The 24,808-nt window shown below is 30.4% G+C and carries 26 protein-coding genes and 2 tRNA genes; 12 read left to right on the top strand and 16 right to left on the bottom strand.

Annotated features, from left to right (window positions below):
* Nucleotides 1-51: 51 nt before the first annotated feature.
* Nucleotides 52-624 (bottom strand): AraC family transcriptional regulator, encoded by a 573-nt coding sequence (locus MHN29_RS06185; protein ID WP_235274239.1) that lies wholly within the window; start codon nt 622-624, stop codon nt 52-54.
* Between the two features lie 512 nt (nt 625-1,136).
* Complete coding sequence (locus tag MHN29_RS06180; protein ID WP_235274240.1) at nt 1,137-3,563, bottom strand: helix-turn-helix domain-containing protein; 2,427 nt, start codon at nt 3,561-3,563, stop codon at nt 1,137-1,139.
* A 143-nt stretch (nt 3,564-3,706) separates the two neighbouring features.
* Here MHN29_RS06180 and MHN29_RS06175 point away from each other — a divergent pair, with 143 nt between their 5' ends.
* Complete coding sequence (locus MHN29_RS06175) at nt 3,707-4,417, top strand: DUF547 domain-containing protein (RefSeq protein ID WP_235274241.1); 711 nt, start codon at nt 3,707-3,709, stop codon at nt 4,415-4,417.
* 75 nt (nt 4,418-4,492) lie between these two features.
* Here the strand turns inward: MHN29_RS06175 and MHN29_RS06170 are convergent, their stop codons facing one another.
* From MHN29_RS06170 to MHN29_RS06150, 5 genes are all read right to left on the bottom strand, one after another.
* The gene (locus tag MHN29_RS06170; protein ID WP_235274242.1) at nt 4,493-4,975 is read right to left on the bottom strand and encodes an acyltransferase; all 483 of its coding nucleotides are present in this window, start codon (nt 4,973-4,975) and stop codon (nt 4,493-4,495) included.
* A gap of 107 nt (nt 4,976-5,082) precedes the next feature.
* Complete coding sequence (locus MHN29_RS06165; protein ID WP_235274243.1) at nt 5,083-5,961, bottom strand: nuclear transport factor 2 family protein; 879 nt, start codon at nt 5,959-5,961, stop codon at nt 5,083-5,085.
* Nucleotides 5,962-6,061: 100 nt separating this feature from the next.
* Nucleotides 6,062-6,940 (bottom strand): AraC family transcriptional regulator, encoded by an 879-nt coding sequence (locus MHN29_RS06160; RefSeq protein WP_235274244.1) that lies wholly within the window; start codon nt 6,938-6,940, stop codon nt 6,062-6,064.
* A 98-nt stretch (nt 6,941-7,038) separates the two neighbouring features.
* On the bottom strand, nt 7,039-8,250 hold the full coding sequence (gene odhB, locus MHN29_RS06155) for a 2-oxoglutarate dehydrogenase complex dihydrolipoyllysine-residue succinyltransferase (RefSeq protein WP_150898391.1): 1,212 nt from the start codon (nt 8,248-8,250) through the stop codon (nt 7,039-7,041).
* A gap of 34 nt (nt 8,251-8,284) precedes the next feature.
* Nucleotides 8,285-11,011 (bottom strand): 2-oxoglutarate dehydrogenase E1 component, encoded by a 2,727-nt coding sequence (locus MHN29_RS06150; protein WP_235274245.1) that lies wholly within the window; start codon nt 11,009-11,011, stop codon nt 8,285-8,287.
* 259 nt (nt 11,012-11,270) lie between these two features.
* Between MHN29_RS06150 and MHN29_RS06145 the strand changes: the two genes are divergently transcribed.
* The 6 genes from MHN29_RS06145 to bioA all read left to right on the top strand — a co-directional run bounded on the left by MHN29_RS06145 (nt 11,271) and on the right by bioA (nt 14,915).
* Nucleotides 11,271-11,344, top strand: a tRNA-Asn gene (locus tag MHN29_RS06145).
* Nucleotides 11,345-11,413: 69 nt separating this feature from the next.
* Nucleotides 11,414-11,487: transfer RNA gene (locus MHN29_RS06140), tRNA-Asn, on the top strand.
* Between the two features lie 44 nt (nt 11,488-11,531).
* A complete protein-coding gene (locus MHN29_RS06135; RefSeq protein WP_235274246.1) occupies nt 11,532-12,656 on the top strand; it encodes a pyridoxal phosphate-dependent aminotransferase family protein in 1,125 nt (374 codons plus the stop codon).
* An 11-nt stretch (nt 12,657-12,667) separates the two neighbouring features.
* A complete protein-coding gene (locus tag MHN29_RS06130) occupies nt 12,668-13,045 on the top strand; it encodes a DUF2007 domain-containing protein (RefSeq protein ID WP_235274247.1) in 378 nt (125 codons plus the stop codon).
* Nucleotides 13,045-13,653 carry a dethiobiotin synthase gene (gene bioD / locus MHN29_RS06125; RefSeq protein WP_235274248.1) on the top strand — a complete coding sequence of 203 codons (609 nt, stop codon included), beginning with the start codon at nt 13,045-13,047 and terminating at the stop codon, nt 13,651-13,653. The genes MHN29_RS06130 and bioD overlap by 1 nt, the downstream gene beginning before the upstream one ends.
* Entirely contained in the window at nt 13,650-14,915 is a 1,266-nt protein-coding gene (gene bioA / locus MHN29_RS06120; protein WP_235274249.1) for an adenosylmethionine--8-amino-7-oxononanoate transaminase, read from the top strand. Before bioD ends, bioA begins: the two co-directional genes overlap by 4 nt.
* Here the strand turns inward: bioA and MHN29_RS06115 are convergent.
* Nucleotides 14,901-15,350 (bottom strand): cytochrome c oxidase assembly factor Coa1 family protein, encoded by a 450-nt coding sequence (locus MHN29_RS06115; RefSeq protein WP_235274250.1) that lies wholly within the window; start codon nt 15,348-15,350, stop codon nt 14,901-14,903. The two genes, bioA and MHN29_RS06115, sit on opposite strands and share 15 nt — an antisense overlap.
* Before the next feature lie 86 nt (nt 15,351-15,436).
* On the opposite strand from MHN29_RS06115, the gene MHN29_RS06110 reads away from it, so the two are divergent.
* The 3 genes from MHN29_RS06110 to MHN29_RS06100 all read left to right on the top strand — a co-directional run bounded on the left by MHN29_RS06110 (nt 15,437) and on the right by MHN29_RS06100 (nt 18,831).
* A complete protein-coding gene (locus tag MHN29_RS06110) occupies nt 15,437-16,591 on the top strand; it encodes a beta-ketoacyl synthase N-terminal-like domain-containing protein (protein ID WP_235274605.1) in 1,155 nt (384 codons plus the stop codon).
* A 36-nt stretch (nt 16,592-16,627) separates the two neighbouring features.
* On the top strand, nt 16,628-17,782 hold the full coding sequence (bioB, locus tag MHN29_RS06105; RefSeq protein ID WP_150898384.1) for a biotin synthase BioB: 1,155 nt from the start codon (nt 16,628-16,630) through the stop codon (nt 17,780-17,782).
* Nucleotides 17,783-17,961: 179 nt separating this feature from the next.
* A complete protein-coding gene (locus MHN29_RS06100; protein WP_235274251.1) occupies nt 17,962-18,831 on the top strand; it encodes a cupin-like domain-containing protein in 870 nt (289 codons plus the stop codon).
* Between the two features lie 43 nt (nt 18,832-18,874).
* On the opposite strand, the gene MHN29_RS06095 is transcribed toward MHN29_RS06100, so the two are convergent.
* The 8 genes from MHN29_RS06095 to panB all read right to left on the bottom strand — a co-directional run bounded on the left by MHN29_RS06095 (nt 18,875) and on the right by panB (nt 23,241).
* Nucleotides 18,875-19,252 (bottom strand): hypothetical protein, encoded by a 378-nt coding sequence (locus MHN29_RS06095; RefSeq protein WP_235274252.1) that lies wholly within the window; start codon nt 19,250-19,252, stop codon nt 18,875-18,877.
* A gap of 23 nt (nt 19,253-19,275) precedes the next feature.
* Nucleotides 19,276-19,569, bottom strand: coding sequence for a TM2 domain-containing protein (locus tag MHN29_RS06090; RefSeq protein WP_235274253.1), 294 nt, complete (start codon nt 19,567-19,569; stop codon nt 19,276-19,278).
* A gap of 32 nt (nt 19,570-19,601) precedes the next feature.
* The gene (locus MHN29_RS06085) at nt 19,602-19,994 is read right to left on the bottom strand and encodes a VOC family protein (RefSeq protein ID WP_235274254.1); all 393 of its coding nucleotides are present in this window, start codon (nt 19,992-19,994) and stop codon (nt 19,602-19,604) included.
* Nucleotides 19,995-20,453, bottom strand: coding sequence for a DUF1801 domain-containing protein (locus MHN29_RS06080; RefSeq protein WP_235274255.1), 459 nt, complete (start codon nt 20,451-20,453; stop codon nt 19,995-19,997).
* Nucleotides 20,454-20,459: 6 nt separating this feature from the next.
* Nucleotides 20,460-20,921, bottom strand: coding sequence for a DUF4199 domain-containing protein (locus tag MHN29_RS06075; protein WP_235274256.1), 462 nt, complete (start codon nt 20,919-20,921; stop codon nt 20,460-20,462).
* A gap of 81 nt (nt 20,922-21,002) precedes the next feature.
* On the bottom strand, nt 21,003-21,413 hold the full coding sequence (locus MHN29_RS18325) for a response regulator transcription factor (protein WP_150898377.1): 411 nt from the start codon (nt 21,411-21,413) through the stop codon (nt 21,003-21,005).
* Between the two features lie 9 nt (nt 21,414-21,422).
* Nucleotides 21,423-22,379: a 2-hydroxyacid dehydrogenase gene (locus MHN29_RS06065; RefSeq protein WP_235274257.1), complete on the bottom strand. Its 957-nt coding sequence runs from the start codon at nt 22,377-22,379 to the stop codon at nt 21,423-21,425.
* A gap of 43 nt (nt 22,380-22,422) precedes the next feature.
* Nucleotides 22,423-23,241 (bottom strand): 3-methyl-2-oxobutanoate hydroxymethyltransferase, encoded by an 819-nt coding sequence (gene panB / locus MHN29_RS06060; protein ID WP_235274258.1) that lies wholly within the window; start codon nt 23,239-23,241, stop codon nt 22,423-22,425.
* A 169-nt stretch (nt 23,242-23,410) separates the two neighbouring features.
* Here panB and MHN29_RS06055 point away from each other — a divergent pair, with 169 nt between their 5' ends.
* Complete coding sequence (locus tag MHN29_RS06055) at nt 23,411-23,884, top strand: nuclear transport factor 2 family protein (protein ID WP_235274259.1); 474 nt, start codon at nt 23,411-23,413, stop codon at nt 23,882-23,884.
* 4 nt (nt 23,885-23,888) lie between these two features.
* Complete coding sequence (locus MHN29_RS06050) at nt 23,889-24,806, top strand: hypothetical protein (RefSeq protein WP_235274260.1); 918 nt, start codon at nt 23,889-23,891, stop codon at nt 24,804-24,806.
* The last annotated feature ends 2 nt before the right edge of the window (nt 24,807-24,808 follow it).

Raw genomic sequence — 24,808 nt, 5'->3', positions numbered from 1 at the left:
CCAACAAGGGTTTAAGGAGTTTAAAAATGTTAGATTCTAAGAAAACAATACTTATTTATGTTGTTTTTGATACTCACTTGGAGTTACTCCTGTATATTTTTTAAAAGCATTGAAAAACGTTGCCTTTGAATTAAAACCAACTTCTAAACCTATTGCTAATAAACTATAATTTGAAAAATCAGGATCTATCAACATTTCTTTTACATCCTCTATTCGATATTTATTAACTATATCTGAAAAGCTCTTATACGGACTTTCTTTTATTAGTTGAGATAAATAACCAGGGCTTATTCCTAATTTTTCAGCAACAAAGTCTCTATTTAATTGTGAACTTCTATGAATATGTTCATCTGACAATAAACGAATGAACTCTTTTATTATCGGATTTTCTATTACTTCGTTAGTAATATTGGCTTTTTTGGTTTTTAAATACTCTCTTATTTCATATTGCTCGTTAGATAATTTAAATCGATAAATACCTATATAAATTATCCAATACATCAATAAAGAAACTCCTATCCATAAATAATTTAATGACTTGCGTTCTAAGTATAAAAACCTATGAAATTCCAATAGAAAACCATAAATTTCTATTAGTGCAAAAATCACCCAAAATACTCGCAACCATTTTATAGTAGATTTTTGCGTTTTAACAAATAGTAACCAAAAGGAGGGCAGTAAAACAATAAAGGGAAAAACAATAGAACATAAACTTATTGCTTTATAAAAAAATGAAACCGAATCCTTTGTTATAAACGGCAACTTATATAAGCCATAAATATTTTCTAAACTAACTATAATATTACATATCGTTAATACTACAAATGGTAAAAAAAATAAGGCTTTAGTTCTTTTGTATATAGAACTTTTTGTAGCCTTATAAAAAAACAACAATAATGTTACTGGATATAAAAATTGCCATAAAAAAAAGTCTAAAAACTGGATTATAACTGGGTTCTTATTCAAATCCCAAAACCAATTATTTATACCGATAATAGATATAATGATAAGTGTAATTCCTAAATATCTATTAGTTGAACTTCTTAAAAACTTAGAAAACAAAATTACTAAGCTTAACACAAAGCAATGTATTATAGCTATTAAAGTAAAAACTTGAAGATAGGATACAACCATTTTTAATTTCTAAAATTAGACCTCATCCATGCTACAATCATTCGCAATTCTCCCCAAGTATACTCATCTTCTACAATCTCTTTTACTTTAGATAAGTTATCCAAACCTGTAGCATTGATAATTCTTTTAGCCTTTTCAAGCTTTTTATTGCTGAATAATTCTGTTATTTCAATATCTCCTTGAGTAACAAAATGTGATAAATGTCCTTCAATAGTACCTATAACCAAACCACGTTTTGCTGCAATTTCTTCTGTATTCAAACCTTCCTTGTATAAATCAAATGTAATATCTTTAGTATTACGTTTGTCTTTCTCTATTTCTACAATTTCAATTTGTGATTTAAGATTATTCGCTTTTGCATAATCATTAATAATTTCTAATATTTCATCACCATATTTATTAACTCTAATTTTACCCATTCCATTTACTTTTATAAGTTGAGATTTATCCATTGGTAATAATTCGCATAGCTCAAACAATGTTTTTTGTGTAAAAACTTGAAATGGTGGAATATCTTCTGAATTAGAAACACTAGTTCTAAATAACTGTAATTCTTCAAATAATTTTTGATGTGCTGTTGAAGTTACAACAGTTCTCTTTTTCTTCTTTTTCTCTGGTTTATCAAGAATAGCTTTTGCTCTTACTTTTAAAAATTCTTCTATTGAAAATTCAGAAGATAATGAGTTAAATAATATTTTTTTTATTCTTAGAAAATCTTCAAAAGCTGATACTTGTTTTTCTATATCTTTTTCTACTGCAGAATTATCCGTGCTGTATGAAAAAGTTTCAAACACATCTATAATCTTTTCTGTAGTCTCTTTTTTAAAATATGCTAGGGCTTTAATATATCTCTCTTGAATGAGATTATTATTTATCTCATCTTCTTTGAGAGCTAAATTTTCTAATTGTATTTTAAATGAATTTGCAACTTTAAGTAAAGGTACAATTCCTTCATCTTTTATCTTTTTCAGAGGCTCTATGACATTTCCCTGCAAAGAAGTTTGATTATTATAATATATATCTATTAAACGTACTACAGGCTGTAAAAACTCATGGTAACTAAATAGATCATTAATTAAATTCAATTGAAACTTCTTTTTCGATTTTTCTAAATCGTCATTAGTAGGCACATTTTCTTCTACTTGCTTATTGAAACTTTTTACTGAATTATCGTTAATGATACTTGAAGATTTAATAGGTGTTTTTAACACAATTCCTTCAAGAGTTTTACATCTACTTAACGCTACATATGTTTGTCCGTGCGCAAATGATGATTCAGCATCAATAATAGCTTTATCAAAAGTTAATCCTTGACTTTTATGTATGGTTATTGCCCATGCTAATCTTAAAGGTATTTGCGTATAAGAGCCTTCCAGCTTCTCTGAAATTTCTTTACTATCCGAATCCAAACTATAAGATATATTTTCCCAAGTTTCAACTGTCGTTTCAATAATATCATTATCGGAACACTTAACAGTAACTGTATCTTCTTCCAACAAAAGAACTGTTCCTATTTTCCCATTGTAATATCTTTTTTCTGGTGAACTATCGTTTTTGATAAACATTACCTGCGCTCCAACTTTTAAAGATAAATGCTCATCATTAGGATAGTTTTTCTCGTTGAAATCTTTATAAACTTCCGCCGTATATGTTATTGCTTTTGTTGTAATTTTATCTAATTCCTCTTGGTTTATCGTATCTGCTTTTTTGTTATGTGTTGTTAGCGTTATATAACCATCTTCTTTTTGAGGTTCAAATTCTGGTTCATATTGACTATTCAATAGTTTTGCTGACGCTTCTGATAGTATATTGGTACGCACTTCATTTAAAAGCTTGATAAAATCTTCATCTTGTTGTCGGTAAATATGCTTTAACTCAACACTAACAGCATTAGCTTCTTGAAAAGCTATGCTACTAAAAAAATAAGCTGTTTTATAATAAGAACTTAAAATAGACCAATCGTTAGGTCTAATTACAGGAGAAAGTTGTTGCAAATCTCCAATCATTAATACTTGTGCTCCTCCAAATACTTTATTTCTGTTTTTATAACGACGTAAAACTTCATCAATACCGTCCAAAACATCAGCCCTTACCATACTTATTTCATCAATAATTACAAGGTCTAACGATTTAATTATATCAATCTTAATTTTGCTAAATTTTCGTTGTATCCTATCTGTATATGGGCTTTGAGATTTAGGAATAATAGGTCCAAAAGGCAATTGAAAAAACGAATGAATTGTAACTCCTTTAGCATTGATAGCAGCAACACCGGTTGGAGCAACAACTACCATTCTTTTTAAACTTTCATTTTTTATTTTACGTAAAAAAGTTGTTTTTCCTGTTCCTGCTTTACCAGTTAAAAATAAATTTCTATCTGTTTTTTCTATAAAATTGAAAGCTAATTCTAACTCCTTATTCTCTATCATACAGCTTTTAAATAGTATTTATTATAAGTATAAACTTAGTTGATTTTATTAGATTTTTAACCTAAATTAAAATATTTTGTAATGTATTGAAAAAAAACGCGTCAAAAGTAATCAAATGTCTCACACTATTTAAAATTTGAAAAATGCGAAAAACTATTATCCTTTTCTGTCTATTATTCGTTAGTATTCAGTCGCAATCACAAACAGATGTATTTAATGCCCTTCTTAAAACTTATGTTAATTCACAAGGAGATGTAGATTATAAAGGGCTTAGAAAAAACCGTGCATTATTAGATCTTTATTTAAAAGATTTGAAAAAAACTGTACCAGGAAAAAATTGGTCGACAGCAAGAGCAAAAGCTTTTTGGATTAATGCCTATAATGCTTACACTATTAAATTAATCTTAGATAGTTATCCTTTAAAAAAGATTACTGATATTAAGAGAAAAGGTAGAAATGCATGGAAAATACCATTTGCTGTAGTTGGTAACAAAACTTATTCACTTGACTATATTGAGCATAAAATATTACGTAGATGGCATGACGATCCAAGAATTCACGTTGCTATAAACGCTGCTTCTAAATCTGGTCCAAGATTCGCTAATTATGCCTTTACAGCTAAAAATATTGATTCAAAATTAGAAGAATTAATGAAAGGCTTTATTAATGATCCTACTAAAAATAAAATTACTATAAACAAAGTTGAAGTTTCTAAGATGTTCGAATGGTATCAAGAAGATTTCACTATAAAACATTCTTTAATTGATTATATTAATAAGTATTCAGACATACAAGTTAACGACAATGCTGAAGTTGTATACTTAGAATATAATTGGAATTTAAACGGAAAATAACATATCCCCTCCCTTAAATTATCACTCAAAACGGAAAAGCAATAGTGTTTTTCCGTTTTTTTTTACATTATACTTTTAGGATATTTTTCTAACAAATTTCGCAGGACTCCCAACCCATAGTTCCCCTGGTGGAACATCTTTAGTTACCACGCTTCCTGCTCCAATCATTGCTTTTTCTCCTATTGTAACTCCTCCTAAAACTGTTGCATTTGCTCCTATAGACGCTCCTTTCTTTATTAAAACCGATTGATATTCTGAATAATACACCTTAGACCTAGGATATTTATCATTTGTAAATGTAACATTCGGCCCTATAAAAACATCATCTTCTATTTTCATTCTATTCCATAAATAAACTCCTGACTTCACAGTAACATTATTTCCTAAAACAACATCGTTTTCTATAAAATTATGGCTGCAAATATTACAATTAGTACCTATGACTGCCCCTTTTAAGATTACACTAAATTGCCAAACTCTTGTTTTAATTCCAATAGCTGTGCTAGTTACGTCTGCTAATGGGTGAATAAACACTTCTTCTTTCTCAAATTCTTTCATATCATACTTATTTTAATGATACTAACTAATTTACAATGATTCAGAATAAAATCAAAAAAACCTATACATCTGTATAGGCTTTGGTTTATTACTATAAATATGAAAAGTTAAAACTTACCGTTTTTATGTGCCATTTCTGACGGTATTTCTTGAATTACATCCCAGTGTTCTACAATCTTACCATCTTTCAATCTAAATAAATCGTAAAATGCTTGAGATTTACCATTCCATTCACCCTCACTCATGGTTAGTATAAAATTTCCTTCTCCTAATACTTTGTGAAGCTTTTGGTATTTGAACATGTTATTCTGTGATGTCAAATACTCTATTGCTTCATTTAATCCAGTTAAATCATCTTTCACCATTGGATTATGCTGTAAATATTCTTCACTACTTACATATTCAGTTATTTTTTGTGGAGCTTTACCAAACAAAACATCATTTACAAAATTGGTTACTATCTCTTTATTCTCTTTAGTTTTATCTATATCTGTTATTGCTGTTTCTCCATCTACTTGCGATCGTCCACTTGCCGTATTGTCTACTTTAACAGTAATATTGTCCCAATGTTCTGCAACCTTACCATTTTCCATTCTCCAAACATCAAACGCAACTACTTCCTTTCCTCCAAATGGTTCTGCATTATGATATGAGTTATGGAATACTATAAAATCGCCATCTTGTAAAATTCTGTGAGTTGTATAAGTTGTTTTTCCTTCTTTTAATACCGGTAAAAAACCTAACACAGGTTCAATTCCTGTTGGTACATGTGGATTGTGTTGTATATAATTTTTTGCAAAATATTTTTTAACTCCATCAACACTATAATCTTTAAAAAAAGCTTCTTGCGCTTTTTGTGCGATCCCTTTTAAATTCTCCATTTTTGTTTCTTTTTTAGTTATCGGTTTCGTTGTTATCTTTTTACGAGGTGTATCACAGCTTACTAAAACTATTGCGCTTAGTAATACTATACATATTTGTTTCATCCTTTTTTAAATTTTAAATGATAGGACAAAATTAATTTGAAATGATAGTTTGGTATAGGTTAACCTAGAGAATAAAAGGGTTAATATCGAACCTAAATAATTACAAGTTATTACTTTTAAACACATTAGGGGTTAATCCCGTATGTTTCTTGAAGTATTTTACAAAATTAGTGGATTCTTCAAACCCCATTTGATAGGCTAATTCTGTACTTTTAATAGTTGAGTTTACTAAGTTTCTCTTAGCTTCTAAGATTATAAAATCATCAATATACTCTTTTGCTGTTTTAGAAATAATCTCTTTACAAACCACATTCAAATGTTTGTAGGTTATATTCAATTTCTCAGCATAGTATACTGCATTTCTACTAAGTGTAAAATCCTTTTTTAGTATTGTTTGAAAAGATAAAAAGAGGGTTAACTTATCAGATTCTTTAATGTAATTTGTATGATTTCTTTTTACTTCTTCTACTTTTGAAAAAATAATATTGAATAGAGAATCTATAATATGTTTTCTATTAAATACTTCAGAAGTTTTATAAAACTCATTAAAAAGTAACTCAATGTATTTTGGAATATTTGAACTTTCTGGAATTTGGATTTGAGAAGAAAAAAGCTGTGGAGTTAGTAATCTAATTGCTGTATCTTGAGGAATATTACTTAACTGATTTTTAAAATATTCTTCTGTAAAAAGAATTAAAAATCCTTTCACATTTCCTTGAAATTTAAAAGCATTTACTTGTCCTTTTGATACATATATTATTGAGTTTTTTCGTACTTCATGCCAAACAAAATCTACCAAATGCTCTGTATTTGCCTCTGTATAAAATGCCAACTGATAAAACTCAAGTTGGTGAGGTTTTTCAGGTAAATGATCTAAACTATTCTTTTGTTTTTCTATACTTTCTAATGTGATTATCTCTACACCTTCTATTTCTGGCGATTTTGACTGAAACGATAAATTAGGTAGTTCTTTAATCATGTTTTATATATAGAAAGCTAAATATAAGATAAAGGTAATTTCTAAAAAACAAAAAATCCCGCTTTGGCGGGATTTTTATATAATTAACTAAGAAAAAATTACATTTCTAATGCTTTCTTAGGGTTGTTATCCATTAATAACTCTACTGGGTTTTCTAATGCTTCTTTAACAGCTACTAAGAAACCTACAGACTCACGACCATCAATAATTCTATGATCATAAGATAAAGCCACATACATAATTGGTTGAATTACAACTTCACCGTTAACAGCCATTGGACGATTAACAATGTTGTGCATTCCTAAAATTCCACTTTGTGGAGGGTTGATGATTGGTGTTGACAACATAGAACCGAATACACCTCCATTAGTAATTGTAAAAGTTCCTCCTGTCATTTCATCAACAGTAATTTGACCATCACGAGCACGTAAAGCTAAACGCTTAACTTCACTTTCAACTCCTCTAAATGATAAATTCTCTGCATTTCTAATTACTGGTACCATTAATCCTTTTGGACCTGAAACTGCAATTGAAATATCTTGGAAATCGTGACTTATTTTGTAATCTCCATCAATCATAGAGTTTACATCTGGGTACATTTTTAATGCTCTAACAACAGCTAAAGTAAAGAAAGACATAAATCCTAAACCAACTCCATGTTTAGCTTTAAAATCTTCTTTGTACTCATTACGTAAATCGAAAATTGGCTGCATGTTTACCTCGTTGAATGTAGTTAACATTGCAGTTTCATTTTTAACAGAAACTAAACGTTGTGCCACTTTACGACGTAACATTGATAATTTTTTACGCTCTGAACTTCTAGAACCGTTAGCTGGCTGAGTTCCCATTGAAGGAACAGCTTTTACTGCATCTTCTTTAGTTACACGACCGTCTTTACCAGTACCTTTTACTGCTGATGCAGAAATTCCTTTTTCAGCTAAAATTTTCTTAGCTGCTGGAGATGCTGCTCCTGTTGCATAAGTTTCTTTAGCTGGTTCTGCTTTTGGAGCTTCTTTTTTCTCCTCAGCTTTTGGAGCTTCTTTCTTTTCAGCTCCTCCTTCTGGTTTTGCAGCACTCATATCAATATGACATACTACAGCTCCTACTGCTACTGCATCACCTTCTTCAGCTTTTAAAGTAATAATTCCACTCTCTTCTGCTGGTAACTCTAACGTTGCTTTGTCAGAATCAACTTCAGCAATAGGTTGATCTTTTTCTACATAATCTCCATCTTCAACTAACCAAGTTGCGATTTCTACTTCTGTAATTGATTCCCCCGGAGAAGGAACTTTCATTTCTAAAACACTCATGTTTTTTATTTTTATTCTGAAATACTTTCTTTATTTAATCAAAAACTTTGTCTAACACACGTTGGTGGCGACGCTTATAACGTGCACTTGAACCTGCTGCTGGTGCCGAATGATAATCTCTCGAAGCACACTCTAATTTAGCTAATTCAAAACGCTCTAACATATAACCCCAAGAACCCATATTTTTTGGTTCCTCTTGTGCCCAAACATAACGTTCTACATTTGGATATCTGTCCATTACTTCCTTTATTTTATCGTTATGTAATGGGAATAATTGCTCTATTCTAATTAATGCTACATCCTCTCTTCCTAACTCTTCTCGTTTCTCTAGCATATCGTAGTAGAACTTACCTGTACAGAACACCATTTTTTTCACTTTAGCAGTATCAACTGTATCGTCAATTACTTCCTGGAAAGTTCCATTTGCTAAATCTTCTATAGGATTCACTGCTTTTGGTAAACGTAATAAACTCTTAGGAGTAAAAACTACTAAAGGCTTTCTAAAATCACGTTTCATCTGACGACGTAATATGTGATACATATTTGCTGGTGTAGAACAATTCGCTACAGTCCAGTTGTCTATTGCCGATGATTGTAAGAAACGTTCAATTCTTGCCGATGAGTGCTCCGGTCCTTGACCTTCGTACCCATGAGGCAATAGCATTACTAATCCGTTTTGTAATTTCCACTTATCTTCTGCTGAAGAAATATATTGATCAAATACAATTTGAGCTCCATTGGCAAAATCACCAAACTGAGCTTCCCAAATAGTTAGTGTATTTGGAGCTGCCATGGCATAACCATAGTCAAAACCTAACACACCATATTCTGATAAATGAGAGTTGAAAATAGTCATCTCCCCTTTATTTTTAGGATTTGTATTTAATAAATTAACACGCTCTAATGTTTCTTCATCACGCATAATTGCATGACGATGCGAGAATGTTCCTCTTTCTACATCTTCTCCAGATATACGTACATTATATCCTTCTTCTAATAAAGTTCCGTAGGCTAAATTTTCAGCCGTTCCCCAGTCTAACATATTTTCTTCAAAGACCATTTTATCACGACCTTTTAAAATACGTTCTGCCTTTCTTACAAACTTATGTCCTTCTGGAGTTGTTGATATTACCTTTGCAATATCTTTTAATGCTTCAACCGAATAAGTAGTATCTACTGGTTGTAACATATCTTGTAATTGCTTACGAACAAATCCATCCCATACTTCTGGCATGAACTCCTGAATCTTAGAAGTTGTTTTCTTTTTAGACTCTGTGAATTCTGCTTCTAAATGTGCTTTGAATTCATTTGTAATTTCTTTTACATAATCAGTTGAAATACTACCTTCTTCAACTAATTTTGCTGCATATATTTCTTTAGCATTTTTATGCTTAGAAATTGCTTTATATAATTTTGGCTGTGTAAAACGAGGTTCATCACCTTCGTTATGTCCATATTTACGATAACCTAAAAGATCTATGTAAATATCTTTTTTGAACTTAGTTCTATATTCTACAGCCATTTCCATTGCATGACAAACTGCTTCTGCATCATCTGCGTTTACATGCAATACTGGCGATAATGTTACTTTAGCCACATCTGTACAATAAGTACTAGAACGTGCGTCTAAATAGTTGGTTGTAAAACCTACCTGATTATTTACTACCACATGAATAGTACCTCCAGTTTTATAACCATTTAAAGTCATCATTTGCCCTACTTCATAAACAATTCCTTGTCCAGCTATAGCAGCATCTCCATGAACTAAAATTGGTAAAATCTTACCATTATCTCCTTTATAATCTAAATCTATTTTAGCACGAACAATTCCTTCAGCTACAGCATCAACTGTTTCTAAGTGAGATGGATTTGGAACCAAATTCATCTTCATTGTTTGTCCGCCTTTGTATTCTTTACTTAAAGTTAAACCTAAATGGTATTTTACATCTCCATCTATGTCTTGATCCTCAAAATCTTTTCCTTCAAACTCGCTAAATAAATCACGAACTGGTTTCTTAAAAATATTTACCAGTGTATTTAAACGACCACGGTGTGCCATACCTAACACACATTCTTCTACTCCATATTTCTCGGCAGCATCACGAAGAGCAACACTTATACCTGGAATTAATGTTTCTCCTCCTTCTACAGAAAAACGCTTTTGACCTACATATTTTGTTTGTAAAAAACTCTCAAAAGTAGAAGCTTGATTCAGTTTAGTAAGTATGTATTTTTTTGCCTCTAAGTCATAACTAGGATGGTTATCATTTTTATTTAAACGATTTTGCCACCATTTTAACTCCTCTGGATTTCTTAGATACATATATTCCACTCCAATACTATCGCAATAAATTGCTTTTAGATGTGAAATGATTTCTGATAAAGAGCTTGGCCCCATACCTAAAATTTCTCCTGCATTAAAAACTGTGTTTAAATCAGCTTTTGTCAGTCCAAAATTTTCAATATCTAAAGTAGGTGTGTATTTTCTTCTATCACGAACTGGATTTGTTTTTGTAAACAAATGTCCACGAGTACGATAACCATTAATTAAATCGATTACCAAAAATTCTTTGCGTACTTCTTCAGGAACTTCGATTGCAACCTCATCATCCGTTAACGAATAATTTTCGTTTGCTAAATCATATCCTTGAAAAAAACTTCTCCAACTTGGTTCTACCGCATCAGGATTTTTCTGATATTGTTCGTACAAATCACCTATAAAACCTGAATGTGCTGCGTTTAAGAACGAAAACTTGTCCATATATATTTTTATGCTTTTCTATCAATAAGAATAATGCTGACAAAAATACAACTTTTAGTAAAAACAAGACTTTTTTTCTTGCTTATTTTAACTAGCATAATCTCCCTCTTCGAAGCTTTGCACTAAAAAATAACGAAAAATAAACTTCTGAAAACCAGAATCAAATAAAATTAATTGTATTTTTTATTAAAAATAATTTGCAGATATAAAAAAAGCCCTTAAATTTGCACTCGCATTTTAAAACAAGTTCGTTTTAAATTCCTCCTTAGCTCAGTTGGTTAGAGCATCTGACTGTTAATCAGAGGGTCCTTGGTTCGAGTCCAAGAGGGGGAGCTAAAATGCTAAAGGCAACGTAGGAGCCGATAATTTCTACAACATACATATTTTGTTCTATAAGAACATTCCTCCTTAGCTCAGTTGGTTAGAGCATCTGACTGTTAATCAGAGGGTCCTTGGTTCGAGTCCAAGAGGGGGAGCAAAAAGACTTACAACTTTGTAAGTCTTTTTTTATTTTTGCACTATGTCATTTCCTAAGAAACTTACTGCTAAATTACTCCAACGTAAAGAAAACAATTCTCTAAGATCACTTGGAAAAGAAATTAACTTAGTTGATTTTTCTTCTAATGACTATTTAGGTTTAGCCAAATCAGAAGTTGTTTTTAATAATGTTCATCAATTTTTAGTAGCGCAAAACATCAAACAAAATGGAGCTACTGGTTCTAGACTTTTATCTGGAAATCACAAATTATACCCACTAGTTGAAAAACAGTTAGCTGAATTTCATAATTCAGAATCTGCTCTAATTTTTAATTCTGGATATGATGCAAACATCGGATTTTTCTCTTCTGTCCCACAACGTGGAGATATTATTTTATATGACGAATTTATACATGCTTCTATTCGAGATGGCATACAACTTTCAAACGCTAGAGCTTATAAGTTTAAACATAACGACATTTTAGACTTAGAAGAAAGAATTATTCGCCTCAACAATTCAAATAATAACAACGAAATTTATGTGATAACAGAATCTGTTTTTTCTATGGATGGAGATAGTCCAAATCTTAAAGAAATTGTTCAGATTTGTAAAACTAATAAAGCCTATTTAATAATTGATGAAGCTCATGCCATTGGTGTTTTCAATAAAGGTTTAGTTGAAACTACAGAAATACACAATGATATTTTTGCTAGGATTGTCACCTTTGGAAAAGCATTAGGATGCCATGGTGCTGCAATTATATCTTCTAATGAATTAAAAAATTATCTCGTTAATTTCTCAAGAAGTTTTATTTATACCACAGGCCTATCGCCTCATGCTCTAGCCACCATTAGTTTTGCCTATAAAGAGCTTCCTAAACTTAAAGAGCAATTACAAAAGAACATCCTCTTTTTCACTAAAGAAACACAACGTTTAAATCTTAATTTTATTAAGAGTGAATCCGCAATTCATTGTTGTATTATTCCAGGAAACGAAAAAGTAAAACTGATAGCTCAAAAGCTTCAAGAAAACGGATTTGATGTAAAACCGATTTTATCTCCTACTGTTAACAAAGGAGAAGAAAGACTTCGCTTTTGCTTACACAGTTATAATTCTTTTAAAGAAATTACCAGTGTTTTAGAGAACCTTGCTACTTTTGCTTTATAAAATTAGCATAAATGAACGATAATCATGTAATTCTAACCGTATTTGAGTATTCAACCGAAGCTCAAGTAATTAAATCTAAATTGGATTCTGAAAACATTAGAACCATGTTAATGGATGAAAAAACTATTGATTCTGACCCTTTATTAAGTCAGGCAATAGGAGGAGTGAAATTATTAGTTCATAAAGATGATTTAGAAAAAGCATTAGCTATATACAACGAAATTAGAGAATACGAAAAAGATGAGAACGGAGTATCTTATCAATGTGGCAAATGCAAATCATCAAGAATTCTTGTTGCACCACCTCAACGAAAAAGTTTCTTTTTTATGCTTTTTCCCTTTTTTGAAAGTAGAAAATTAATTTGTAACGATTGTAAAACAATCTTTTAATGAAAAAATATTTTATCACTGGTATTTCCACAGAAGTGGGAAAAACAGTAGCTTCTGCTATTGTTACGGAAGCTCTAGAAGCTGATTATTGGAAACCTGTTCAAGCTGGCGAATTAGATAATTCAGATGCTCATAAAGTTGAACAACTAATTTCTAATTCTACAACAACCATTCACACCAACGCATACGCATTAAAAACTCCTATGAGTCCACATGCTGCCGCTGAAATAGACAATATAAATATTGAACTTTCTAACATAATTGAACCAAAAACATCAAACAATTTAGTTATTGAAGGTGCTGGTGGGTTATTAGTTCCTTTAAATGATACAGACACTATTTTAGATATTATAAAACCTGATTATAAAGTAATTGTGGTTTCTCGCCATTATTTAGGAAGTATTAATCACACCTTATTAACCATAAATCTTTTAAAAGAAAAAGGTTTTGATGTTTCTTTGATTTTTTCAGGTGATGAGCATCCTACTACTGAATCAATTATTAAAAAAATGACAGGTGTTTCTGTTATTGGAAGAATTGACGAAGAACCATATTTCGATCAAAATGTTATTCGTGAGTATGCTGACCTTTTTAAAAATAAATTATGACACTACAAGAAAGAGATAAACAACACTTATGGCATCCTTTAAAGCAGCACCAAACACATCCAGATAGTTTAGGTATTGTAAAAGCCAAAGGATGTATTTTAACCGATGAGAACGGTAACGAATATATTGATGCTATTTCTTCTTGGTACACTTGTATGTTTGGTCACTGTAATGACTTTATTACCAATAAGGTTTATAAACAAATGCAAACATTAGATCAAATAATGTTTAGTGACTTTACACATGAACCTGCTGTAGCTTTGTCGGAAGAGTTAATTAAGATACTACCAAAAAACCAGAATAGAATATTCTTTAACGACAATGGTTCAACTGCTGTTGAAGCTGGAATTAAAATGGCTTTACAATACTATTTTAACAAAGGCGAAAAAAGAAATACATTCGTTGCTTTTGAAAATGGTTTTCATGGAGATACATTTGGTGCTATGTCTGTATCTGGACTCTCTGTTTACAATGGTCCTTTTGAAGATTTTTTAATGGACATTAAACGTATTCCAGTTCCCAATGGAAACAATAATCAAGAAATTTTAACACTATTAAAACAAATTGTTAGCGAGAATAGTATTGCTGGTTTCATATATGAACCTTTAGTTCAAGGTGCTGCTGGTATGAAAATTCATAAAGCAGAAGATTTAGATTCTGTTTTACAATTTTTTAAAAACAATGATATTTTAACTATTGCTGATGAAGTCATGACAGGATTTGGTAAAACCGGAAATAATTTTGCTTCTGATGAAATTGCCACAAAACCAGATATTATTTGTTTAAGTAAAGCTTTAACCGCTGGTTTGGTTCCTATGGCTATTACTTCTTGTACCGAAGATATTTACAATGAGTTTTTAAGTAATGATATTGCCAAAGGTTTTTTCCATTGTCATACATATTCTGCAAATCCAATAGCATGTAGTGCTGCTTTGGCGAGCATTGAATTATTACAGAGTGATGAAATTCAGAAAAACATTCAAAGAATTTCAAAAGCTCATCAAGATTTTTCAAATCAAATAGCGAATCATGCTAAAATTACTGAAGTACGTTCAAAAGGAGTCATTTTAGCTATTGATTTAAAAACCAATGCTGGAAGATATGGTACATTAAGAGATCAGCTATTAAAATCTTTTATGGACAAAGGTGTATTTTTAAGACCTCTTGGAAATACTATTTATATACAACCTCCTTATGTAATTACTGAACAACAATTGCAAAAGGTATACACAACAATTAAAGAGGTTCTAGATACTTTCTAGAACCTTTTCATTTTCCAGTAAATTTATTTCTTCTTGAGTTTCTTTTATACGCACATATAAATCTTCATAAACCCACTCTCCATCAGTTTTAATTCCTTTTACTACTAAAGTTCCTTCTCCTTTACTACCACTAATTCGAATAGAAAAATCAACATCTCCATCATTATTTCTTAATGAAATATTTCCTGAAGGAATACCATATTTTTCAATATCATCACCAAGTAAAGAAATTATTTTCTCATTATTCCTTACTTGTTCCATAGCATACTCTATCGGTGTTGCATTATCTATCATTTTAGAAACACCAAAAATTGCAGCACCAATTCCAAATACAAAAAACAAAACAATCAAGAGGCAACCACATCCACAACCTCCAACAGGTACTGCCCACATCCAATTTCTACCAAACCAACTTTTTTCGTGCTTTTCATCCATAGAATTAATATTTAATGACAAGATAACTATTAAATTTCTTCATGTTACCTGATTTTAACTTTATTTTTGTCAAAATTTTAAATGTGTTGAAAGAACGTATTTCTATAACAGCAATGGCATCTGTTTCTTCGGTAGGAAGTTCCCAAAATGAAATTTGGAATAACTACCTTAATACGAAACATTATCTAAGTAGTAAGAGTTTTGATAATTTTAAAGCTCATGTAGCTCAATTATCTGATGACATTAAAAATGAAATAAATCAATTAAAGTATTCCGATAATAAGTATAAAAACTTAGACGAAACAGTTTTATATACTTTATATGTAGCACGAAAAGCTATTAAAGATGCAAACTGGAATTCTCAAGATAATTTTGGAATCAATATAGGTTCTTCACGTGGAGCAACTTCTTTATTTGAAAAATACCACAAAGAATTTTTAGAATCAGGAAAATCATCAACATTAAGTTCTCCTACAACAACTTTAGGAAACATTTCATCATGGATTGCACATGACTTACAAAGTAATGGGCCTGAAATTTCACATTCTATTACTTGTTCTACTGGTTTACACTCTTTATTAAATGGAGTTGCATGGTTACAATCTGGAATGACTAATAAATTTATGATTGGTGCCAGTGAAGCCTCTCTAACAGATTTTACTATTGCACAAATGCAAGCTTTAAAAGTTTATTCAAAAGAAACAGATGAATATCCTTGTAAAGCTTTTGATATGACAAAAACAAAAAACACCATGGTTTTAGGAGAAGGAGCTGCTGTTTTTTGCTTAGAATCTGGAATCTCTAAAAATGCAATTGCTTTTATTGATAATGTAGGATATGCTACTGAAGTATTAAAACATAATACGTCAGTTACTACAGATGCAGAATGTTTTCAGAAATCTATGAAAATGGCTTTGAAAAATATTTCTCCTGAGGAAGTAGATGCTATTGTTATGCATGCTCCAGGAACTATAAAAGGAGATCAATCAGAAATAAATGCTATAAAGGCTATTTTTGGAGATAACCAACCTTTTTTAACAACTAATAAATGGAAAGTTGGACATACTTTTGCTACTTCTGGATTATTAAGTTTAGAGTTAGCTATTTTAATGTTACAACATCAAAAAACAATAGAAGTACCATTTGCAGAAAAGCAAAAACAACCAGAAAAACTATCAAAAATACTTGTAAACGCTGTAGGTTTTGGAGGAAATGCAGTTTCTGTGTTACTATCTAAATAATATCCTTATTTTTACCCCAACAAACAACTTGAATTCATGAGCGAAGTAAGACATAACTGGACGAAAGAAGAGATTCTAGAAATATATAATAAACCTATGATGGAGCTTCTATACGAAGCTGCTACAATTCATAGAAAAAGTCACGACCCAAACGTAGTACAAGTTTCTACATTATTATCTATAAAAACTGGTGGGTGTTCTGAAGACTGTGGATATTGTCCACAAGCTGCACGTTACCATACTGATATTAATGGAAACGACTTAATGTCTGTACAACAAGTAAAAGCACAAGCTTTAAGAGCTAAAGCTGGTGGTAGTTCTCGTGTATGTATGGGAGCTGCTTGGAGAAATGTAAAAGACGGGCCTGAGTTTGATCAAGTTTTAGAAATGGTAAGAACTATTAATAAACTTGATATGGAAGTATGCTGTACTTTAGGTATGGTTACTGAAAATCAAGCACAACGTTTAGCTGAAGCTGGACTATATGCTTATAATCACAATTTAGATTCTTCAGAAGAATACTATAAAGAAGTAATTTCTACACGTGGATACCAAGATAGATTAGATACTATTGATAATGTTCGTAAAACAAATGTAACTGTTTGTTCTGGTGGAATTATTGGTATGGGAGAATCTGCTGAAGATAGAGCTGGAATGTTAGTTGCTTTATCAACTTTAGATCCACAACCTGAATCTACTCCAATCAACGCTTTAGTTGCAGTTGAAGGAACTCCTTTAGAAGATGAAAAGCCTGTAGAAATTTGGGATATGGTTCGTATGGTAGCTACTACAAGAATTGTATTACCAGAAACACAAGTACGTTTATCGGCTGGTAGAACTCAGATGAGTAGAGAAGGTCAAGCAATGTGTTTCTTTGCTGGTGCAAACTCTATTTTTGCTGGAGATAAATTACTAACAACTCCAAATCCTGATGTAGACGAAGACATGAAAATGTTTAAGTTATTAGGATTAAACCCTCAAAAGCCGTTTACTAAAAAGGTACAACCAAGAACAGTTGAAGCTGAAGATTCTAATTTTGAAACTTTAGGTGAAAAACCAAAATGGTCTCGTCCTGATCATAAAATTGAGCGCAACGAAAAAAAGAAACAAGAGGCAAAAGAGATAAAAAAACAAACTCTTAAAATTAAGAGAATGTTAACTGATGAACCTCAAAAAGAAACTATAAAATAACTTAAAAAAGAACTACTATTTAGTAGTTCTTTTTTTATACATATAAGTTTGTACCATAATCGCTTATTATTTAAATAAACCCTTTAAATCAACTTTGATTTCAATACATTTTTTAACAAGAATCTTTCTAAATAATTTGGAAACGTTTTCTTAACTTTGCTTCTCTAAAAATTGGGCCCATGGGATTACAGTTACAACAAGTAGACAGAGTTGAAACGATAACAAAAGAAGATTTTATTAAAAACTACTTCAAACCTCAAAAGCCAGTAGTTATTGAGCGTTTTATTGAAGATTGGCCAGCATTTAACAAATGGTCATTAGAATACATGAAGGAAGTTGCTGGAGACAAAACTGTTCCTTTATACGACGACAGACCAGTAGATTACAAAGATGGATTTAATGAACCGCATGCCACTATGAAAATGAGTGAGTATGTTGATTTATTAAAAAGAGAGCCTACGAAATTCCGTATTTTCTTATGGAATATTTTAAAAGAAGTTCCTGTACTTCAAAAGGATTTTAAATTTCCTGACTTTGGTTTACGTTTAATGAAAGGTTTACCAATGTTATTTTTTGGAGGTAGAGACTCGTACACTTTCATGCATTATGATATTGATTTAGCAAATATTTTTCATTTTCATTTTGAAGGTAAAAAGAAGTGTATATTATTTGATCAAAAGCAAAATAAATACTTATACAAAATACCTCATTCATTAATTACAAGAGAAGATATTGATTTTAATGATCCTGATTTTGACAAATGGCCTGCTTTAAAAAAGGCAAAAGGCCATATTGCTGAATTAGAACATGGAAACGTTTTATACATGCCTGAAGGTTATTGGCACTATATGCGTTATGTAACTCCAGGTTTTTCTATGAGTTTACGTGCTATTGCTCGTAACCCAAAAAACTTAGGAAAAGCGATATACAATGTATTTATTATGCGTACTGTTGATAATGTAATGAGACGTATTAGAGGTCAAAAGTGGATTGATTGGAAAAACGAACAAGCCATAATAAAAACTAATAAAGTAAACAAGATTGCATAAAAAAAGCGCCAATTTTGGCGCTTTTTTTATTTTATCCTATTTTTTATTTACCAAATAAGCGTTGAAAGAAATTTTTTGTCTTTGTTGTAGCTTCTTTTAGTTCTTCTTGAGTCTCTTCTGCAAAATCAGCTACATGTTCACCAGCCTCTCCAGCTAATTCTGATGCTTTCTCGGTTACATTTTCTAAAACTTCTCTTGCATCATCTATAAAGTCACTAGCAGTATCTTTTATTTTTTGTACTGACTCTTCTGATACTATATCACTAACTTTATCTTTTATATCTTCTACAGCATCAACAACATGTTCTCCTGTTTCTCCTGCAAGTTCTGAAGCTTTTTCAGTTACTTTATCCATAACGTCTTTTGCTTTATCTAAACCTTCATTTAAACTGTCTTTAAACTTATTATTTTCTGCTTCCATTTCTTTCAATATTTTAAGTTAATTTAAAACCAACCTCTACTATTTGTCTGGTAAGTATATACAAACTCTTCATCTGATTTTGTTAAATAGATTATTCCTTCTATTAAACCTATAACTCCTACAACCCAAGCAGCTATACCACAAGTAATAATACCTAAAATAAAAGTTGATATTAACATTATAATTCCTTCTTTGGTATAACCTAATATAAATTTATGAATCCCTAAACCTCCTAAAATAATAGCTAAAATTCCTGCTAATACTCTTTTACTTTCTTGGTTTGGAACCGCATTTCCATTTTCATCAATTATATTCATGTTTTTCTCTTTAATTATTAATTGCCCTAAATTTATAAAAAAGCATCATCTTTTGGTTCCCATAATTCAATTTTATTTCCATCTAAATCAACAATCCACCCAAACTTACCATAATCGTACTCTTCTATTTTATCAATTACAGTAACTCCTTTTTCTTTAAGTTCTTCTAATAGCTCTACTAAATTTTCAACACGATAGTTAAACATAAAGTCTTTCTCGGATGGCTTAAAATAGTTTGTATCTTTTGGAAATGGACTCCATTGAGTTGATGCTTTTTTCCCTTCATTATCTTTCCACCAAAATGTACATCCCCAATCGTCAGTATTAAATCCTAAATTATTTTTATACCAATCTTTTGTTTTATTTGGATCTTCTGTTTTAAAAAACAAACCACCTATACCTATTACTTTACCTTTCTTCTTCATTTATTTCCTTTTTACATTTGTTTCATAAATATCTATCCATTCTTCTACCGTTATTTTTGTAGTTAATTCTGCTATTAAATCAAATGGAATTTCTTCTATTTTTTTAAATCGTATGCAGCTTTTACCCATATCTAATTTTCTTTTACAATGTTTAGGATATTCAGCCACAAACCAATCTAATAATTCTTTCTTAGCATAAATTCCGTTGTGATATAAATTAATTGAATTTTTCTGTGAAGCAATATTCATAAATGGTAAAGGTAAACTGGTATCACAATGATATCCTTCTGGATAAATTGAATGTGGTACATAATAACCTATCATATTATAATTAATTCCTTCTTCAAAACCTTTTGGAAGATTCTCTTTAATTGTTTTACGTAATCTTTCCATAATTGCTTGTCTTTCCTCTGGAATTTGAGCAATATACTCTTCTGGTGTATCGGCTTTATACTGCATAATGATTTATTTACGTTGTAAAAATAAGGCTGACAATAAAGATATAATAAATCCTATGATACTAACTAAAACTATCATAAATAGGGCTGCAGTAGTACTTGTCATTTCAATTATTTCCGCTTCTCTACCTTGTTTTATTAGCATGTCTTCATAACTTTTAAAAAAGTCGGGATTTATAAATTCTGTATATATAAAATCTGCTATGCCTATTCCTACTCCTACCATTAAAGAAATAAGTGTTCCAATTGCTATAGCTTTTCCTAATGAAATAATTCCATTATTAACATTATCTCGATAATGTTTTATTCCAAAATAAATAAACGATAGTGATATAAATATTGAGACGTATCCTAATATTTCATTTGTACTATAATCTAGATTTTTAATTCCTAAAACAAGATGAAGAGTAAAAATTATAAGGCCTGTTAAAAAACCATAAACTCCATACTTTAGTATTGTGCTTTTCATTTAAGTATATTTTTAAATTCCTGTTAAAACTAAAGAATACCTTCAAAAACAAATTCATACTAAAGTACCAAAAACATATTTTTATAAAATTTGAAGAGATTTTGCTACTTGAACTGCTTGAGTTCTTCGTTTAGAATTTAGTTTTACAAGAATATTTGACACATGAGTTTTTATTGTGCTTTCTGATAAAAATAAAGACTCCGCTATTTCTTTATTTGACAATCCTTCTGCTATTTTTTGAAGTACCTCATACTCTCTTTTGGTTATACTCAGCTCTTCTATTTTTTTATGATTTATTTCTGTAGATATAACTTTTGATTTATTCAAACTCTTTTTATTGATATAAATTCCAATAAAAAAGAAAATCACAGCTATAAATCCAATTATTATTTCAGTTTTTAAACTTCCAGAAACAACAGCATATTTACTAATTTCAAAAAGAAAAAATAATGCTAAAATAAGCGCACTAAAAATGAAAACCGTTTTTCTCATTTTGTCAAGTTAACAAAACTTTGCTTTAATTTTATCAACTATAGTTTGCGCCAACTTTTCTTTACTTTCTATAGTCCAGCCTGCCACATGCGGGGAAAGAATTACATTTTCTGCATTAATTAAAAACTGAAACGCTTCTGGCATTTCTACTTTTCCTGAAGTGTCTTTTTTCTGAAATAAATTTTCAAATGACTTTTTCTCATATTCTAAAACATCTAAACCAGCTCCTAAAACTTTTTTATTTTTTAGAGCTTCTACTAGATCTTCCGTTACTATTGATTTTCCTCTTGCTGTGTTAAGTATCCAAAAAGGTTTTGAGAATTGATTAATGAATGTAGAATTCACCATGTTTATAGTTAATTCTGTCTGAGGAGTATGAAGACTTAAAACATCTGCTTTTTCTTGTAATTCTTCTAAAGATACTTGCTTGCAATTCTCATCTCCCACATTTGGTTTTATATCATAACAAATTACTTCTACATCAAAACCTCTTAACTTTTTAGCAAAGGCTTTTCCCATGTTTCCATAACCTATTAAACCTACTATTTTTCCATCTAACTCAATTCCTCTATTATCTTCTCGAAGCCATTTTCCTTTTCTTACTTCGGTATCTGCTTTATTAAGTTTATTAAAAAGAGAAAGCAACATACCCAATGTATGTTCTCCTACAGCATTTCTATTTCCTTCTGGTGCTGAGATTAAATAAACTCCTTTTTCTTCAGCATAATTACAATCTATATTCTCCAAACCTGCTCCAACTCTACCAATAAATTTTAGATTTGTTGCTTTATCTAAAAATTGTTGATCAATTGTAAATCTACTTCGAATAATAACCCCATCGTATTGATGAATTTTTGCTTCTATTTCTGACTTTGTTGCAGTATAACCTTCCTCATTTGTAAAGCCTAAATCGTTTAACTGACTTAATAATAATGAATGATTTGAATCTAAGTGAAGTATTTTCATTTTACGTATAAAAAAACCTTCTTAATCAGAAGGCTTGTAATTGTTAATATTGCTCTTTTTCGTTAGGAAAATCTTGCGACTTCACATCTTCTATATAACTTTGAAAAGCATTTGTCATTTCTCCATACAAGTCTAAATATCTACGTAAAAAACGAGGATTAAACTCATGTGTCATTCCAAGCATATCGTGTGTTACTAGTACTTGTCCATCTACTCCACCACCTGCTCCAATTCCAATAACTGGAATCGTTAAACTCTTAGCTACTTTTTCTGCTAACACTGCAGGAACTTTTTCTAAAACCAAAGCAAAACATCCTAACTCTTCTAATAATTTCGCGTCTTCTAATAACTTATTAGCTTCCTCTTCTTCTTTTGCTCTTACTGTGTACGTACCAAATTTATATATAGATTGGGGCGTTAATCCTAAATGCCCCATAACAGGAATTCCTGCTGTTAAAATTCTAGAAATTGATTCAGCAATCTCACTTCCTCCTTCTAATTTTACTGCGTGTCCTCCAGATTCTTTCATTACTTTAATGGCAGATTCTAAGGCACTTTTAGAATTTCCTTGATACGTTCCAAAAGGTAAATCAACAACTACCAAACTACGTTCCGCTGCTCTAATTACCGAACTTGCATGATAAATCATTTGATCTAATGTAATTGGTAAAGTTGTTTCATGTCCAGCCATTACATTCGAAGCTGAATCTCCGACTAAAATCACATCAACTCCAGCTCCATCAACAATTTTTGCCATTGTATAATCATAGGCAGTAAGCATGGATATTTTTTCTCCATTAGCTTTCATCTCAACTAATGATTTTGTGGTAATTCTTTTGTATTGTTTTTTAGCTACTGACATTGTTTTTAATTTTCTAGTCTGTAAAAATACACATTTATTCTATTGAACAATTTACTTTAAGGAACTTCTATCATTATTATTAAATTCATAGAAAACTAGTTAATCTTCTGTTAATTATATTTTCTCTCTTTTCTTTTTTAATAGCTTTACTATCTAAAATCTAACAAATATGCATAAAATTACTACTGTTTTAATAGTGTTAATTCTCACAAGTGTTGCTAATGCTCAAAGCAAAAATGAACACGATATGATAAAAAAAACTATTAATACTTTTTTTGAAGGACTTCACAAAGGTGATAGTGCAATTGTTGGCAAAACACTTCATTCCTCTGTTAAAATACAAACGACTTTTACTAACAAAAAGGGTGAAAAAAAGTTGGCTACGGAAAGTAGAGAAAATCTTCTAGCAAAAATTGCAGGTAAAAAACCTGAGCATAAATATTTTGAAAAACTCTTGTCATACGATATTAAAGTAGATGGTAATTTAGCTTCGGCTTGGACTCCTTATGAATTCTATTTTAATGATAAGTTTAGTCATTGTGGAGCCAATTCTTTTCAATTATTTAATAATAATGGAAAATGGGAAATTATTTATTTAGTAGACATGAGACGAAGAAATAGTTGCAAATCTGTAAAAGAATAGTTTAATGAAGAAATACTTACTCTTTTGTTTTTTAATATCTAGCATAGGGTTTTCTCAAAATCCTAAAATGTTTTTACCTAACTTATTTAAAGATCTGCCTAACGTAAGAGATTTTTCAATAAATAAAAATGGAAACGAATTTTATTTTACTGTAGAAAGTTATGCTAAAGAATATTCATTTATTGCTTTTTCTAAAAAAATAAACGGTAAATGGACTAAACCTGAAGCTGTAGCTTTTTCTGGACAGCACAAAGATTTAGAACCTTTTTTATCTCCTGATGGTTTAAAACTATTTTTTGCTTCAAATAGGGTTAGTAATAACACATCTGAAATAAAAAAAGATATGGATATATGGTATGTTACCAGAAACAATCTTATTGATAATTGGTCGGAACCTAAAAAAATAAGTGCAGTAGTAAACACTTCTAAAGACGAATTTTATCCTTCTGTTACAAATAAGGGAGATCTTTTCTTTACAGCTCAATATGAAAATTCAAAAGGAAAAGAAGATATTTATGTTAGTAGATTTAAAGATGGAGAGTATACTAATCCTACCTCTTTAAGCAATAAGATAAATTCAGAAAAATATGAATTTAACGCTTTTGTAGCACCGGATGAAAGTTTTATAATATTTACTTCTTATGGAAGAAAAGATGATTTAGGACGTGGCGATTTGTACATAAGTAGAAAAGATAAAAACAATAATTGGTTACCTGCTGAACATTTACAAAATGGTATTAATTCAAGAAAACTAGATTATTGTCCGTTTGTGGATATGAAGAATAATGTTCTTTATTATACCACTAATAAAAGTTCAATTCCTAAAAGCTTCAAAAAGAGAAAAAAATTAACAGAAATTATTAATTACGTAAATATTAATCCTAATGGATTAAGTAGAATTTATCAGACTACATTTAAATAAAA

It is taken from the genome of Tenacibaculum sp. Cn5-46 (assembly GCF_022347705.1).
Classification (GTDB): Bacteria; Bacteroidota; Bacteroidia; order Flavobacteriales; family Flavobacteriaceae; genus Polaribacter; species Polaribacter aiptasiae.
The sequence above is the reverse complement of the archived record's forward strand: the minus strand, read 5'-3'. Positions and strand labels throughout refer to the sequence as shown.